Consider the following 14,545-nt stretch of genomic DNA (forward strand, 5'->3'; position numbering starts at 1 on the left):
ATAATTTGTACAACTACTTATGCTTTTTAATCAGCAATACTTTCCCAATGTTTTTGCGATCTTGCAAGTAATGATGGGCTTCTCTTGCTCCTTTGGCATCAAGTGTAAAGCGCTCGGCAATCACTGGGTTTAATTTGCCAGCTTCAATCTGCGCTAAGATCTGTTTCATAACGATTTGTGTACGTTCAGGCTCACTCTGTGATAAAACCAACATATTAATGGTATGTATGCCCACGTTTCGTGAAAACAGATCAATTAAGTTAAAAAAACGAAGTGGCAAAGCTTCACGGATGACTGTCCCTAGTTTGCGGTCTTTACTAGGGGACATGGAACTGGTTCCAAATAAGACCACACGCCCTAGTTGACCACACATCTCCACACTTTGTTTCAAATTACGCCCACCAATCGGATCGAGTACAAGGTCAACGCCTCTCCCATTCGTAATCTCTTTCACTCGCTCAGCTATATCTTCATTTGTGTAATTGATCGCATGATGTACGCCTTCATTTACCATCCACTCACATTTTTCTTTACTACCCGCAGTGGCTAGTATCGTAACATTTTCTACTTGTCTTGCTAATTGAATAGCCGCAGAGCCGACACCACCAGCTCCTCCAAGCAGTAAGACAGTTTTACCAGGGACTAGCCCACCTGCATCAAATAAACAAGTGTGTGCGGTTAAATACGTCACTGGAACAGCCGCCGAAAGTTCTAGATCCATCTCTGTAGGCAGTCGAAAAGCACCATCTGCTCGTGTCACGATTTCGTCCGTATAGCCTCCAAATGTCGTCAATGCACACACGCGATCGCCCACTTGTAGATGCGTAACGCCTTCCCCAACTTCCGTAACCACCCCAGCCACTTCATACCCTGGACAGTAGGGAATAGGTGGAGCGTCTGGATAATTCCCCAAACGTCCGACGACATCAGCAAAGTTAACACCTGCCGCAGTGACATCAATCCGAACCATTCCACTCTCCATTTGAACTGGAGCGCTCTGTTGATCAACTAACACTTCTGGATTACCTGCTTTTTCAATCATAATTTGGTTTGCCATTTTATCACCTCACTTTATATTTTCTTATTTTCTAAAAAGTATGTAATTGTATGGGGGTTAAGCTTATTATACTACACTCCGAATGATGTTGATTATTTAAAATTAAGAAGCGTATTCCACCCGAAATACACTTCCTAACGCTAACTAAGTACGACTAGATTTCCTTCTATTTTTTTAGCAACAAATAAATAAAATAAGGTGCTCCAATTAAGGCCGTCACGATCCCTGCAGCAATACCATCTGGTTCAACTAGATTTCGTCCAATTGTATCCGCAAGCAAGAGAAACCATCCCCCGAGTAGAATGGCGATCGGCAGATACAATTGATGCCTCGGTCCAATAAGGACTTTAGCTATGTGCGGAGCCATCAGACCGATGAATGCAATCCCACCAGTCACAGATACAGCTGTTGCGGCTAAGGCGACGGAAGTCATCAGAAGTACGAATCTTTCTCTTTTTAAGTTTACCCCTACGCCTATTGCAACAGGCTCACTTAAATTTAATAGATTTAAACGATTGGCCTTAAATAGAGAAAAAGGAATCAGAATGAGCAACCAGGGTAGCATTGCGATTACAAATGGCCAATCTGAGCCCCAAATACTACCCGATAACCATTTTGCAACGAAATCCACCTTTCTCCATTCTGAACCTGACATCAGAACAACCATAAATCCCGACAGAGCCATTGAAACCCCTACACCAGTAATCACAAGCTTAACGGGTTGGAGTCCCACTGTTTTGTTAAAAGAGAAGAAGTAAATGAAAAACACCGTTAAAAGTGCACCTATAAATCCGACTACAGGCAACATATAAATAAAGGAATGATCAAGTTCTATAGGTAAAAACAAATAAAATAAAGTAATCGCCATTCCAGCACCAGAATTGATCCCTATAATGCCTGGATCAGCTAGTTCGTTGCTGGTGATGGCTTGTAAAATCGCTCCTGCTAAAGCAAGTGCCATTCCTGCTAATATCGTAATTACAATGCGAGGTAAACGAATCGAAAATAAGACAAATTCCTCTTTGAATGTCCCTTCACCCAAAAATGTGGGTATTAATCGACTATAGGATAATGAAGAATAACCCAATCCCATACTTACAATACTTGTAATTACGATGAACAGAAAAAATAGGACAATAAGCATGCGTTTCTTTCTGATCCTAGTTGGACGAATCAAATCCATCTTTTTCCTCCTTTATGTACGATATATAGGAAGAAAGGCAAACCTATAATGGACACGATAGCTGCAATCGGTGTTTCATAAGGTGCTTGAATGGTTCTTCCTATTGTGTTTGCTATTAACATAAAACAAGCACCTAGTATCGCCGACATGGGTAATACTTTACGATAATCGGTTCCTACAATGGCGCGTACAAGGTGTGGAATCATCAGGCCAACAAATGCAAGACTACCTACTAAAGCTACAGAAGTTCCTGCTAGTATAATCATGATTGAGAATAAGATCATTTTTATGTGATTGATTTTCTCACCTAAGCCGATTGCCACTTCTTCACTTAAACTAAGTATTGTAAGGTGTCTAGACAAGCATATCGATACGATAATGCCAAGCAGAATAAAAGGAACAATAATTTGAAGTTGGTTCCAAGTAGTTCCAATTAATCCGCCCGCCGTCCACATCGAAATATTTTTTGATACTTTAAAATACAGGCCAATCCCCTCAGCAAGGGCGTAAAAAAAAGCAGATACAGCTGCTCCTGCTAACAAAATACGAAAAGGTGAAAAACCTCCTTTATGTAAGGCTCCGATACCTAAGACAAGCAAAGCACCCATCATCGCCCCAATCATACATGCAAACATGATCACGAAATAATTGGCAGAAGGAATGAGTACGATCGTTATGGCTAGTGCTGCATTTGCTCCAGCTGTTATCCCTAATAAACCCGGATCAGCCAGTGGGTTACGCGTAAGACCTTGCATAATCGCACCAGAAACCCCTAATGCAGCTCCAACAAATACGGCTGCTATTTCTCGTGGTAACCGGATTTCACGTATTATCGTAATCGTACTATTCTGTTGACTTGATGTTAAGGCTAACCAGACATCTCTCACACTGGTATTAACCGCCCCTAGCAACATCGAAATAGAGAAGATACCGATCAGTACACAAATCGCCAAAATGAACTTATACATAAATGGTTTGTCTATGCATTTCATGTCATCTCTTCCTTTATTAAAATAAAAAGTGAGGGTACCTCGTAGGACCCTCCACACAGTAGATTGTGAGATTTGACCACTCGCATGATTGTTCTAAATACTCATATGATCCATTCATTTTCCAATTTCACTGACCAAGAAACGACTTTTTCAGAAAGTCGAGTTGATACTCTAATGTGGTGGGATCATTAAAATAATTAATATAAGCATTCACTTCATAAGTTTGGTTATTTTTAACCGCCGGAATATTTTGATATGTTTTTGTTTCCATATAAGAGTTGTCTGTATCCGAATATTTGCTAATAATGAGGTAATCTCCTATATATTCAGGAAGTGCCTCCGGTGATAGTAAGTAATAACCGGGTTTCAAAGCTACTTCTTCTACTTTCTCTGGCATTTTTAACTTCATTTCTTGATAGATGATCTCTGTTCCACGCCCCCAATTTTTCCCAAATACATAAATTTGTTTATCGAAGTTCTCAATTACCGTTACTGTTGCATCTTCACCAATTTTTGCTTTGATCTCTTCACCTGCCACTTGCGCACGCTGCTTAAAATCATTGATCCAGGCTTGTGCTTCTTCTTCTTTATTTAAAAGTTTGGCGATTTCTAGGTGTTGTGTTAAGTAATCTAATTTTCCATATGTATAAGTAACAGTAGGAGCAATTTCTTTAAGTTTATCTAAGTTTTTAGTCGTCGATAATCCAATAATTAAATCCGGATCCAGTTCAATAATTTTTTCTAGATTCTCTTCAGAAACGACTTCTACATCTTTTAATTGGTCTTTCAAGAGCGGGCTCTTAGGTGCCCAAACATCAATTCCTACCACATTGGCATCAAGTGCCAAGACATTTCCACCAAAGAAAAGGGCAACCACACGTTGCGGATTTTTAGGCACTTCTACTGGTCCATTTTCAGCTTGATAAGTAACCATACTCCCTGTATCCGTTTTAGTTTCTGTGCTATTTCCACAAGCACTAAGTACGAGCGTTAATAACAGAAGTATCGGAATAAGTAACTTTTTCATTTGGACATTCTTCTCCCTTTAGTAAATCGTAAGATATACACATCGGTTTATGGGTTCTAATATCACGACCGATTTCAGCATCAATTTGAAACACTTCTTTCAATACTTCTCGCTGAATCACTTCCTCAACACTTCCGGCTTTTACAACTTGTCCATCTTTGAGTGCAATAATGTAATCAGCAAAACGTGCGGCTTGATTGATATCATGTAGAACCATAACAATTGTTCTTTCTTGCTCTTTATTTAGCTTCTGTAAGAGCATTAAAATTTCAAGCTGGTGAGCGATATCTAAATAAGTAGTAGGCTCATCAAGAAAGATCATTTCTGTTTCTTGAGCTAGAGACATAGCAATCCAAACCCGTTGCCGTTGTCCACCAGATAGCGTATCGATTAGTTGGTATTTATAAGCAGCGGTACCTGTTACTTCAAGTGCCCAGTCAATCACTTCACTATCTTTTTGCGTTAATCTCCCCCATCCTTTTTGATAGGGATGGCGTCCATAAGAAACTAGCTCGCCTACCGTAAGACCTACGGCATTTTCTGTGATCTGCGGCAGAATTGCCATCTTTTTAGCCAAGCTTTTCGTATCTTCATCTTCTATACGAACACCATCAAAAGCAATTATTCCAGCTCGATATGGGATAATACGCGTCATCGCTTTTAATAATGTTGATTTTCCGCATCCATTCGAACCTATTATGGTCGTTATTTTTTTATCTGGAATATGAATATTGAGATCCTTAACAATTAAGTTTTCTTCGTAACTCACGTTTAAATCATATACAAGAAGGCGAACCATTTTGTTCAATCACCTCTTTCAATCACTTGTTTAATATTGATAATCATTATCAATTACGACTACTGGTACTATAACGCCATTGAGAATCATTGTCAACTATTGTGTGTAAATTTTACATAGATTCTTTTGAGTTGGAAAGAACGGCTATCGTAAAAAGAAAGCCAATATTTCGATATGATATGTATTGGTAGGCACTGCATTTAATAGTGGACTAGGGAGAATGAAAACAAAGATCATCGAATTTCAACCGCTATTAGAAGAAGAGATTTTTATTTATTTTGAAAAAAAATCAAGGATATTGGTGGTCAAACACCTCTATCAGGAGAAAAGCGAATTGCTCGACTGATTAAACAAGGATTCATCTTTGCACTTGAAGTTAAACTTCATCGTTTCCAAGGACAGCAATACGGCAATTGAGTGGATAAACGAACTTGAACCAGTTGCCAAAAAAGTATGCCTCACTTATATAAGTGAGGTCTAAACCCACCCTTAAGATCAAGAAACGATAGAAAAGGTAGCGTTAATCAATCCATTTGCCTGTAGGTGATATTGTCATCATGGGTTCACTCAATACTAGCCAGTTCAATGTCAAATTGATTCATAATTTTTATATCGCCGTGGATCTACTGTCGCAGGTGACCTATTGATGTATGACGGAAGATGACAATTGATGGCTGGTACTTTCCAAGATACAACCCGATGCTGCAGCCACTGGCATAAAGTATTTAAAATCGTCCAGCAAATGTTAGCTCAGGTATGAACCTCTCTCCCTTACACTATCAATAAGAAGGAGAGGCTCATACCCCCATAACCAACACTTAAATTCACGTGTGCAAATAAAATCATCCACTCCGGCTAAACCACGCGTAGGTTTTTTCTCAGACGATATGAAGCGCCCTCATTTCACGAATAGTCCTTGTGCTAATTGAATACATGCTTTCAAATAAGAATCACGGAAAGTTGGTGGAACATAGCCCAATGTACAGTTTTCAATCGCTTCTAATTGCACTTCGGACAGACGCGTCATGGGGTATAGCCCTTGCGCCAACGCAAACGCACTTACTAAAAATTGTTGCAATGCATCATCAGAAGCAGTTGGAAAAAGCCCTTGTAACAACTGATAACACTTTTGTTGGACAGTCAAAAGACCTTCTTTAAACTTGGTAAGTGCCTCTACTGTTACATTTTTCTCTAGCACTGTAAACAAGATTGATAGTAAACTGAGATGGCGCTCATTCTTTATCAGTGCATCCGTCCAAACTTCCATCACTTCCTCTAGCGCGTAAGACCTTCTGACATGAAAAGAGGCTTCTACATTTTGATACCACGAAGATAAATCGCTTACTAGTATTTCAAGTAAAATTTCTTCCTTACTTGTAAAATAAATATATAGATTGGATCGAGCAAAACCAGCCTCTTTGGCAATGGCAGCAAACGTAATCTCTTCATATGGGACTGTGTCATATAAATGAGCTGTCGCACACATTACTTCTTCTATTCTCTTTTGCTTCTGCTCATTTGTCCTTGCTCTTGAAAATCCCATTTTATCACTCCTTACCGTCAAGCTCCTGCTTAAATAAAAATAACACATATCCTCTTCTCAGGAAATGTGCCTATGTCATCGTTTGATTCATTTATCATCTATACACACTACGATCGAATAGCTAACTTATATCGTATCCAGTGTGTTCATTCATTTTATTTTTCAATTGTGTGCATTTTCTATTTTACTTCTTGCATTTGTCTCACCGTTTTCAAAAGCATACTTTTAGGGAGTAGGGGCATTGCGGCCACTTGTATACGCTGAGAAAACGGCAGTCCCGTAATCACATTTAGTTTCCCCTCTAGCATTCCATTATACCCATCTTCTGCTACTTTTCTAGAGCTGGCTGTGCTCTTCACCATATCGGTATTATTCAGATTAGCGGCACTCAGAAATTCAGTTTCTGTGGCACCAGGTAAGAGGGATGTGACCGTTACTTTTGTATCATGTAGCTCTCCGGCTATCGCATTGCTAAATGAAGTTACAAAGGCCTTAGTAGCAAAATATACCGCTTGCAATGGACCAGGCATTAAGCTAGCAGTCGATGATACATTCATGATTTTACCCGTATTACGCTTTACAAAATCAGGTAAAAACAGTCTTGTAAGTGCTGCTAATGCAATAATATTTAAATGGATCATAGCTAAATCCTTTTCCCAATCTCGCTCATGAAATTTACCACGACCACCAAAGCCCGCATTATTGATCAGATAATCTACTTTTATCCCTGCTTGTTTCACTTCTTCATATACTTCCAAAGGAGCGTTTGGTAAACCTAAATCTTTCACAACCGTCATGACTTGAATCCCATATCTTTTCTCTAATGTCTCTTTCAGTTCCTTCAACTTATCCTCACGTCTAGCAACAATCACCAGGTTACCACCCTTTTCAGCATGGATATGAGCTAGATCATATCCGATCCCCGATGATGCTCCTGTAATCAATGCAGTTTTATTTTTTGTCATGTTTATCTCTCCTCTTTTTAACATATAAACTTTAGTAGATCGGTTTTCCTTCTTCCAGTGTAACGAGACCACGATCAACACTTTCAAAGTCGATTAATCAGAAATTCGTTTTTACATGGAATGCTTTCGTCACCCTGTTCTCTTAAAAGGTTCACAGTATGAACAAACCACATACACTTTACCAACATCAAATTAATCGACGCGTCGTTATTTAAAATAATAAATGACACCACGTCTCTTGTCAATGGTTTCACTCTCTTTTCTATTTGGACATAAAAAATAGATTGACCTTCGCAAAGGTCAATCTATTTTAGTTATACGACTTCCCTAACCTTGTATCCACTTGATATTTTGCTCTCTGAGGTGAACCCTCAGCTCTGTGTATTTCTAATGTATTTAAATTAGCAACAACGGAATATAATGTGCCGAACTGATGTTTTTTTAAGTTTAAGCATACATGTCCTTTTGTTTCTGACATGATTGATTTTGCAATGTCTATCGTCATATTCTGTGCATCTTCCTGCAAACGTTGATCTAAGCTGACATGTCGCTCTTTCGATTTACTCCAATTCCATTTTGGTGAAGCTGGGGTACGCGCATGATGATTTGTACAATGAATATATGGACCGTTTGGCCGATTCACAAGAAAGTGGTGAGGTGCTACCTCAACTACTGCCATTTCACCCGAAGAATCTGCCAATAAATAATTATTTCCAACAGAGCTTGGAAATTTTCGTAATACCTCGATCCCTTCTGCTACTGTACGACAATTTTCTAAGATATACTTTACAGCAAAATAGAAGTTAATTCCCTTCTGGATGCCCTCATGTGGTACAGCGGAAATCCCTACAAATAAACCATGTGTATTGATTCCATCTACTTTACCGATGAAACAATCCGAATGTCCGATATATGGATAACGCCGATCTATATCTACGAATGCTGCTTCAGTCGTTTTTCTGAATTCATATCGCATGTCATAGTTGCGTCCAACTATCACTTCTTTACCGTTATAAGCGGCAAAGATACTACACTGCCCTGTCATCTCAAATACACCCAAACTTAAAAGAAACGCACTCACATTTTCGACATTCGTTTGAAATCCCTCAGCAAAACCTTTTATCTCCTGGATCACATTCGGGTCAAACTTTTTTAATATAGGTAAACACTGCATACCATATGTTAATTGTTCTGTTGTTATCTGTGGAAAGCGAATTCCTTTCTGGTATAGAAGCGTTGCGTAATGCTTGCCTGCTTCATAATAACTTCCTTTTAATCTAGGATGATACATACAACTCCTCCTCGATCCCATATTTATCTGTTCTACCATAAAGAATAGACCCTCCAGTAACTGGAGAGTCTATCCCGGAATTAGTTGGTTCACACAGCGACACATATTTTCGTAATAAATTCTGATGGATGGCGACTCAACTCAGGCCTTATCTCTCTCCTATTATGCGACAAAGAGAGTAGCCCTTTTTCATAAATCTCAATATATGCACCTAATGGTTTGAGATTTTGTTCACCCAGCCACTCTTTGAGACTTTGATATCCCAAATAAAGCTCTGAATAAGGGCCTTGTATCGTAAGCGATGCATAGGTTCCGCCCGCCAAAACCTGAGACTCATTTAAAGGATTCGCAATGGGTATCATTAACTCTACATCTACCCCCTCTTTCCCTTGTTCATAGTGATGGAAAGTGGACATCAAACTGCCCAATGGATTTAATCGATATGCATAGAGTTGATGCCATAATTTTTCTACTAAACGATCCATCTGACTAAGGGCGATTGTTTCTCTCAAAGTATAAACGGGGATCTCTGTATGATTTTCTATCTTACATTTAGATAGTATGGGTTTTGGAATGGGTGACTGTTCTGCTGCAATTTTTTGTTGTATTTGCTGAATACAAAGCATTTGCCTTTGAATGTCTTCTCTTTGACGGATAAGCGCTTTCATTTGCTCATCTAGTATCTGCTCCCATCCTTTATGCGCGCGACCTTGAAGTAACTGCTTAATCGTCGCTAATGGAACCTGACACTTTCTTAACAGCATAATTTGGTTCATCACCTTAATTTCTTCATAATCATAGTAGCGATAATTTGTCTTCGGATCGATATATGCAGGTTGAAGTAATCCTATATCGCTATAATAGCGCAATGTTTTTACTGACACTTTACATATTTTAGAAAATTGACCAATTGAGTACATTTTATTATCCTTTCCTCGATGAATAGAAAAGCCGCCTTTTCCCTGCATCCACATATATCGTGTATACAAATTGAATGCCTTAATCGTTGTATAAGTACAAGGAGGATAGGTAATGGAAAAAGATAACGGGCTAACCTCCTATCTAATTCAATTAGGTGAGGAAGTATTTAAGCTATTAATAGCAAAAGGGGCTCAGAGAGAAGATGCTGAAGATATCATTCAAAACACCTACTACAAAGTATACACTTTATTGGATGATATAACGGAGCATAATATACGTCCATGGTTTTTTAGAGTTGCACTCAATGCATACATTGATCTAAAAAGAAAGAAAGAGCACCAAAACCTCTACATATCCGAGGACATGTACGCAAAACTACGACAAACAACCAATGAGTTCGATCAGCTTATCAATAAGGATGAGATTTTTCACTTGTTAAAAGACATCAAAAAGGAATATAAGGAAATGTTCTTTCTAAAGTACTACTATGATTTTTCATATGAAGAAATTGCAAATATGTTGGACATGAAAGTAGGAAACGTAAAACAGAAGCTATATCGTGCACGAAAATATGTTTACAAAAATTCAGGAGGAAAGCAATCATGGAAGATTTACTAAGAGGTGCCCTGAAAAAAGCAAAACGAAAACATTTATTAAAAATGGTCATAACTTCTATCATCGTTGTACTTATATTGTTGCCAGTCATTTATAAAACGGGTAATTACTTTGCTGCCAAAAGTTCAAATCGCCTTCACGAACAACTTTTTTTACAACATCGTATTATGGAACCTAACATTCAGATTGATTCGCAAGTTACAAGTAACTCGTCTATGTTTGGTGGAAGCATGGTGACGAACCGCTCTAAAAATATTAATGGGTATCTTGTACAATGGAGCACGCTGACGAGTTCGTATGGTTGGGTTCGGAACCAAATTGATTTCAATGAACTTATTCCTGGATCTCACTGGTCGAATACGAAGTTTTATATGTATGATAAACAAACCAAGCAGAAAGTTGCGAGGTTTTACCATCCGTCGATCCGTAATTACCATGATGGTGTACAAAATGAACTAAAAGCACTCGGACAAATGGAAAATCAGGTTGCGGAAGTCGCCATTTCTTTTGACAAACCTTATACCTTTCAAGAAATACAAACAAAAATTCCTGATAATTTAAATATGGTATGGTTATATATGACATCGCCTATTGTCGATGAGAGTAAAGGTCCTGCTGGCATGCAGATCTTCGGATTCGATTCATCTCATGCGCCTCAAGAAGCATATACAACCTTTATTGATTCCCTCAAAAAATATGATCAGCGTGCCGATCACAAAACCATCCAAGATTACCTTAAACGGAACCAAAATAAACAGTTGAACGAAGTAAAGATTTTAGGAGTCATGCTCACCGGGCAAACCCAAAATTTTAAAGCCTTAGAAAATCAAGATTTTATCCGGGGAGCCTCTGTAGGTGTTACCGCACAAATGGTACCCTATATAAAACCAGACAAATGAGAAAGTAGGAGGATCTCCTACCTCATCTCGCCTTCAAGGACGAACAACAATACCCATGACAGCTGAAATATCGGGGAATCCGGTGGAGCTCTACTCCACCGGATTAAAGCCCCATTTATAGAAGTGAGGGGCTGAACCCACTTAGCGTTCAAGGTTACAGAAAAAGGAGAAACATTCTTTCCCTCTCTTCAAATTGAGTTAGAAGGATTAAAACATCATCATCTGTAAATACATTCTTCAAAATCCTTTTATGTAAAATTCAATCTGCCTTTTTTCTTCTTCGATCAACTTTTTACCATGGTTTTTTAAAGCAAATTGAATATAATTAATCTGTTCTTTATCGGGAATACTAAAGGTTTTATTAAAAGTTGCTAGCCAATTGACTAACTGTAATTTTCCTAAATGACTTACTGACTGATCTTCTTTGCACACATAAAAAAGAATAATATATGGTAGCGAATTCCATTTGGGAAGTGAACAGAGTAAAACAGCAGCGTTATATTTCGTATGATCATACTGAGCATTTTGATATACATGATAAATAGCTGTTTCCATATCTTGAAAAAAAGTTGATTGCAGTGACCTTGTAGCTTCTTTTGAAACTCCCCTATGTTCATGACTTAGCAAATGAATAAATTCATTTTTATATGTATTACCGTCCAACATTCGTATTGTACGAATGGCTGCTTTAATTAAACCTACCTTGTCATCTTGTAAAAAAGGTAATACCAAATCAATGTGGTCTTTATTTGCAACTTCACCCAGACCTAGTAAAGCGCCTCGATATTTTTCGTTAGGGCCTTGATGGATAACCCTTTTATAATACGAAACAAAGTTTGTTATATTTTGTTTCTCTAATAAATATCTTGCGATCGACCTGATTGAACCATTTTTATCCAATAAAGTTTCCTCTAGAATAGGTATACTTTCTTTAAGATGGAAAGTGTTGTATTTCTGTAAAACTTCGACTCGTATTTTAGGAAACTTATCTCTACTTAGAATTGGAAAGATATCATTAAACTTTTTTATGCTTATATCATTAAGTATTTCTTTCATTAAAATAAATCTTAAATGAGGTTCACTTTCTTGCAGTAGATAGTTTAATAATGCCTCTTTGTTAAATGTTTTTGAATGAATCATAATTTTATAACAAAAAAACCTAACTTTATTAAATTCAGATTTTGTTCCTTGCTCTAGGAACGCAATAGCTTCTTTTTGTGCAAGAAACTGTAAAATCTTTTCAATAAGCACACTGTGGTCAGCACGCTTAGCGTTTCGCAACTTAAATACAATCGGTAAATTTTGTACAATTTCCTTACCATACTTTATAGAAATTCTATTTTCAAAATTCATTCTCGCTACACGCCTAATTTCTGGGACCCAGTCATTACATCTAAAAAGAAAGAATGGTATTTCTCTCCCCGTTTCAAAATTTGCCAAAGTATGTAACGCTTTCTCTCGAAAGTACCCGTTTGGATGAAATGTACACAACCCTAAAATGGATACTCTTTCCTCTTCGTTCATACTGGTTAATAGCAAGTTTCTTGGTGACTCATTTCCCCAATCGTAACTCCAATCCATAGATGTTCTATCTCTAAAAATGGTATCTAGATTTGCCATTTGTGTGTACGTCAAATTCATAACACATTTGTGTAGAATTTGAGCCGTTCTAACTTTTTCTTCATCTGATTTCGATAACATAAATAAAAAAGCTAGTGGGATTTTAGTCCATTGATTATCGTTTTCTATAGAACATAGTACCTCCTCTTTATATTCCTTAGTGTATAAGTCTGCAGGATATTTTTTTGTTCGCTTAAAGAAGTCCCAGTTCATTTAATCTGTTCCCTTCGAAAATTTTAGGTATATCCGATAGTCTGCTTAAAATCATAACTTTAATCCATTACATCAGTTGGAGTTGCTTCTTTTAAAAGAATGATGCCGTCATAAGCCTTATTCGGTATCATTTCAATTGTGTAAAACCTTTTTAATCGCTTTTGCCAAGAACGAAAGTCATCACCTACGTTTATCATTTTTTGTTCCGATTCTATAATACTCATCAATTCCTCTGACTCACTAGCTTTATCAAAATCAATGTAAAAGACATTTGACTCTACTTTACGAAATGCATCAACTAATTCATTATGGTTCTCTATTTTATACTTTTCTCTTCTATTCGATCCGCGGTTTAAGGCTTGAAATTCACTATTCGTTAAGTCGGTGCCAATCGCAAAATACTTGGACCCATATAACTCATCTAAGTAACTTCCCATCGTTTTATAACCAGCTAATGAAGCAGACGTTTTTTCGATATGCCCATTATGTCCGGAGAAGAATACCTTATCATGATCAGCTTCAAATTCCGAAATCCATTGCAAATTATCAGTTAAATACTGGTCGCGCAGTTGTTGATAATTCCCTTCATTTAGAAATAGCTTTGTTCTTTGTTTCATAAGTTCTGCGTATTTTAAAGCAAACGCAAATGCATCCGGTGATGAATGTTTAGTATACGCTACTTCGTTTGCTTGCAGATCAAAAATGATATCATCAAGCACCTGATCTATTTTTTTCAGCTGCTTCTCTGATAACGATCTCATTGTATCGTTTGAAGCACGTTCCAATTCAACTGCATAACTTTGTTTCACATTCTTGTTAACAACTTCATAATAGTCAAGTAAACCTTTTTTACTGTAATCATATCGTTGCATATCGTTTCCATAAAAATATATTTTCTCATCGTCACTAACCCTAGCGTTATAATCATGCATCCATTGAACGAGTTCGATCATTTGCTCCGTTTTATAAATGCTGTAATCAAGTGCGTATACAGCTTCTTTTGCAGTACCTTTTCCATGTACAATAAACTGATTAATTACTTGTCCGCCACCAAAATCCCCTTCTATTACAAACACACGGACATGTTCATTTTTAATTAATGTTTCAAATACATCTTTTTTTAACTTCTGAAGTTCTACATTACCATGCGTTGCCTCTCCCAAGCCAATTATTCTTACATCATCCGGAATATTCATTTTATTTACAGATGAAACATATTTTTCTGCTTCATCAAATACTTTACCATTATGACTGCACCCTAATAATACAATCATCAGACAAACTATCGTCCATAAGAAAGGTTTCTTTTTAGAAAAAATCATCTTTCAATCCCCCTACTTATCATTTTTAAAAATCGAATATTTTCTACAGGGCTTGTAGAAGCTGCCACCTAAAAAATAGCGGTATGAGCCAAAATCTA

Annotated in this window: 14 protein-coding genes; 3 read left to right on the forward strand and 11 right to left on the reverse strand. The window is 37.5% G+C overall.

Translation table 11 applies throughout. The features are described 5' to 3' along the window. Positions 1 to 13 precede the first annotated feature (13 nt). The 5 genes from IC619_RS15615 to IC619_RS15635 all read right to left on the reverse strand — a co-directional run bounded on the left by IC619_RS15615 (position 14) and on the right by IC619_RS15635 (position 5,058). On the reverse strand, positions 14 to 1,057 hold the full coding sequence (locus IC619_RS15615; protein WP_191141002.1) for a quinone oxidoreductase family protein: 1,044 nt from the start codon (positions 1,055 to 1,057) through the stop codon (positions 14 to 16). 166 nt (positions 1,058 to 1,223) lie between these two features. Next, entirely contained in the window at positions 1,224 to 2,234 is a 1,011-nt protein-coding gene (locus IC619_RS15620; protein ID WP_191141021.1) for a FecCD family ABC transporter permease, read from the reverse strand. Then, positions 2,231 to 3,232 carry a FecCD family ABC transporter permease gene (locus IC619_RS15625; protein ID WP_191141001.1) on the reverse strand — a complete coding sequence of 334 codons (1,002 nt, stop codon included), beginning with the start codon at positions 3,230 to 3,232 and terminating at the stop codon, positions 2,231 to 2,233. The genes IC619_RS15620 and IC619_RS15625 overlap by 4 nt, the downstream gene beginning before the upstream one ends. Before the next feature lie 127 nt (positions 3,233 to 3,359). Beyond that, a complete protein-coding gene (locus tag IC619_RS15630) occupies positions 3,360 to 4,259 on the reverse strand; it encodes an iron-hydroxamate ABC transporter substrate-binding protein (RefSeq protein ID WP_191141000.1) in 900 nt (299 codons plus the stop codon). Continuing rightward, positions 4,210 to 5,058: an ABC transporter ATP-binding protein gene (locus IC619_RS15635; protein WP_191140999.1), complete on the reverse strand. Its 849-nt coding sequence runs from the start codon at positions 5,056 to 5,058 to the stop codon at positions 4,210 to 4,212. Before IC619_RS15635 ends, IC619_RS15630 begins: the two co-directional genes overlap by 50 nt. A gap of 220 nt (positions 5,059 to 5,278) precedes the next feature. Between IC619_RS15635 and IC619_RS17145 the strand changes: the two genes are divergently transcribed. After that, positions 5,279 to 5,404: a hypothetical protein gene (locus IC619_RS17145; RefSeq protein ID WP_283770992.1), complete on the forward strand. Its 126-nt coding sequence runs from the start codon at positions 5,279 to 5,281 to the stop codon at positions 5,402 to 5,404. A gap of 552 nt (positions 5,405 to 5,956) precedes the next feature. On the opposite strand, the gene IC619_RS15640 is transcribed toward IC619_RS17145, so the two are convergent. From IC619_RS15640 to IC619_RS15655, 4 genes are all read right to left on the reverse strand, one after another. After that, on the reverse strand, positions 5,957 to 6,601 hold the full coding sequence (locus IC619_RS15640; protein ID WP_191140998.1) for a TetR/AcrR family transcriptional regulator: 645 nt from the start codon (positions 6,599 to 6,601) through the stop codon (positions 5,957 to 5,959). Between the two features lie 179 nt (positions 6,602 to 6,780). Beyond that, on the reverse strand, positions 6,781 to 7,566 hold the full coding sequence (locus tag IC619_RS15645; protein WP_191140997.1) for an SDR family NAD(P)-dependent oxidoreductase: 786 nt from the start codon (positions 7,564 to 7,566) through the stop codon (positions 6,781 to 6,783). A gap of 310 nt (positions 7,567 to 7,876) precedes the next feature. Further along, positions 7,877 to 8,857, reverse strand: coding sequence for a C45 family autoproteolytic acyltransferase/hydrolase (locus tag IC619_RS15650; RefSeq protein ID WP_191140996.1), 981 nt, complete (start codon positions 8,855 to 8,857; stop codon positions 7,877 to 7,879). An 89-nt stretch (positions 8,858 to 8,946) separates the two neighbouring features. Beyond that, positions 8,947 to 9,777 (reverse strand): MerR family transcriptional regulator, encoded by an 831-nt coding sequence (locus IC619_RS15655; protein WP_191140995.1) that lies wholly within the window; start codon positions 9,775 to 9,777, stop codon positions 8,947 to 8,949. A 112-nt stretch (positions 9,778 to 9,889) separates the two neighbouring features. On the opposite strand from IC619_RS15655, the gene IC619_RS15660 reads away from it, so the two are divergent. Beyond that, the gene (locus IC619_RS15660) at positions 9,890 to 10,396 is read left to right on the forward strand and encodes an RNA polymerase sigma factor (RefSeq protein ID WP_191140994.1); all 507 of its coding nucleotides are present in this window, start codon (positions 9,890 to 9,892) and stop codon (positions 10,394 to 10,396) included. Then, positions 10,381 to 11,292, forward strand: coding sequence for a sigma factor regulator N-terminal domain-containing protein (locus IC619_RS15665; protein WP_191140993.1), 912 nt, complete (start codon positions 10,381 to 10,383; stop codon positions 11,290 to 11,292). The genes IC619_RS15660 and IC619_RS15665 overlap by 16 nt, the downstream gene beginning before the upstream one ends. Positions 11,293 to 11,529: 237 nt before the next feature. On the opposite strand, the gene IC619_RS15670 is transcribed toward IC619_RS15665, so the two are convergent. After that, a complete protein-coding gene (locus IC619_RS15670) occupies positions 11,530 to 13,125 on the reverse strand; it encodes a HEAT repeat domain-containing protein (protein ID WP_191140992.1) in 1,596 nt (531 codons plus the stop codon). A 59-nt stretch (positions 13,126 to 13,184) separates the two neighbouring features. Further along, on the reverse strand, positions 13,185 to 14,447 hold the full coding sequence (locus IC619_RS15675) for an erythromycin esterase family protein (RefSeq protein WP_191140991.1): 1,263 nt from the start codon (positions 14,445 to 14,447) through the stop codon (positions 13,185 to 13,187). Positions 14,448 to 14,545 lie beyond the last annotated feature (98 nt).

The sequence above is a fragment of the Polycladospora coralii genome, from assembly GCF_014773435.2.
Lineage (GTDB): Bacteria > Bacillota > Bacilli > Thermoactinomycetales > Thermoactinomycetaceae > Polycladospora > Polycladospora coralii.

Bases quoted from the DNA above. Each gene is read 5' to 3' on its own strand.
- IC619_RS15615 (WP_191141002.1), bottom strand. From the start codon at position 1,057: ATGGCAAACCAAATTATGATTGAAAAAGCAGGTAATCCAGAAGTGTTA.
- IC619_RS15625 (WP_191141001.1), bottom strand. From the start codon at position 3,232: ATGAAATGCATAGACAAACCATTTATGTATAAGTTCATTTTGGCGATT.
- IC619_RS15630 (WP_191141000.1), bottom strand. From the start codon at position 4,259: ATGAAAAAGTTACTTATTCCGATACTTCTGTTATTAACGCTCGTACTT.
- IC619_RS15635 (WP_191140999.1), bottom strand. From the start codon at position 5,058: ATGGTTCGCCTTCTTGTATATGATTTAAACGTGAGTTACGAAGAAAAC.
- IC619_RS17145 (WP_283770992.1), top strand. From the start codon at position 5,279: ATGAAAACAAAGATCATCGAATTTCAACCGCTATTAGAAGAAGAGATT.
- IC619_RS15640 (WP_191140998.1), bottom strand. From the start codon at position 6,601: ATGGGATTTTCAAGAGCAAGGACAAATGAGCAGAAGCAAAAGAGAATA.
- IC619_RS15645 (WP_191140997.1), bottom strand. From the start codon at position 7,566: ATGACAAAAAATAAAACTGCATTGATTACAGGAGCATCATCGGGGATC.
- IC619_RS15650 (WP_191140996.1), bottom strand. From the start codon at position 8,857: ATGTATCATCCTAGATTAAAAGGAAGTTATTATGAAGCAGGCAAGCAT.
- IC619_RS15655 (WP_191140995.1), bottom strand. From the start codon at position 9,777: ATGTACTCAATTGGTCAATTTTCTAAAATATGTAAAGTGTCAGTAAAA.
- IC619_RS15660 (WP_191140994.1), top strand. From the start codon at position 9,890: ATGGAAAAAGATAACGGGCTAACCTCCTATCTAATTCAATTAGGTGAG.
- IC619_RS15665 (WP_191140993.1), top strand. From the start codon at position 10,381: ATGGAAGATTTACTAAGAGGTGCCCTGAAAAAAGCAAAACGAAAACAT.
- IC619_RS15670 (WP_191140992.1), bottom strand. From the start codon at position 13,125: ATGAACTGGGACTTCTTTAAGCGAACAAAAAAATATCCTGCAGACTTA.
- IC619_RS15675 (WP_191140991.1), bottom strand. From the start codon at position 14,447: ATGATTTTTTCTAAAAAGAAACCTTTCTTATGGACGATAGTTTGTCTG.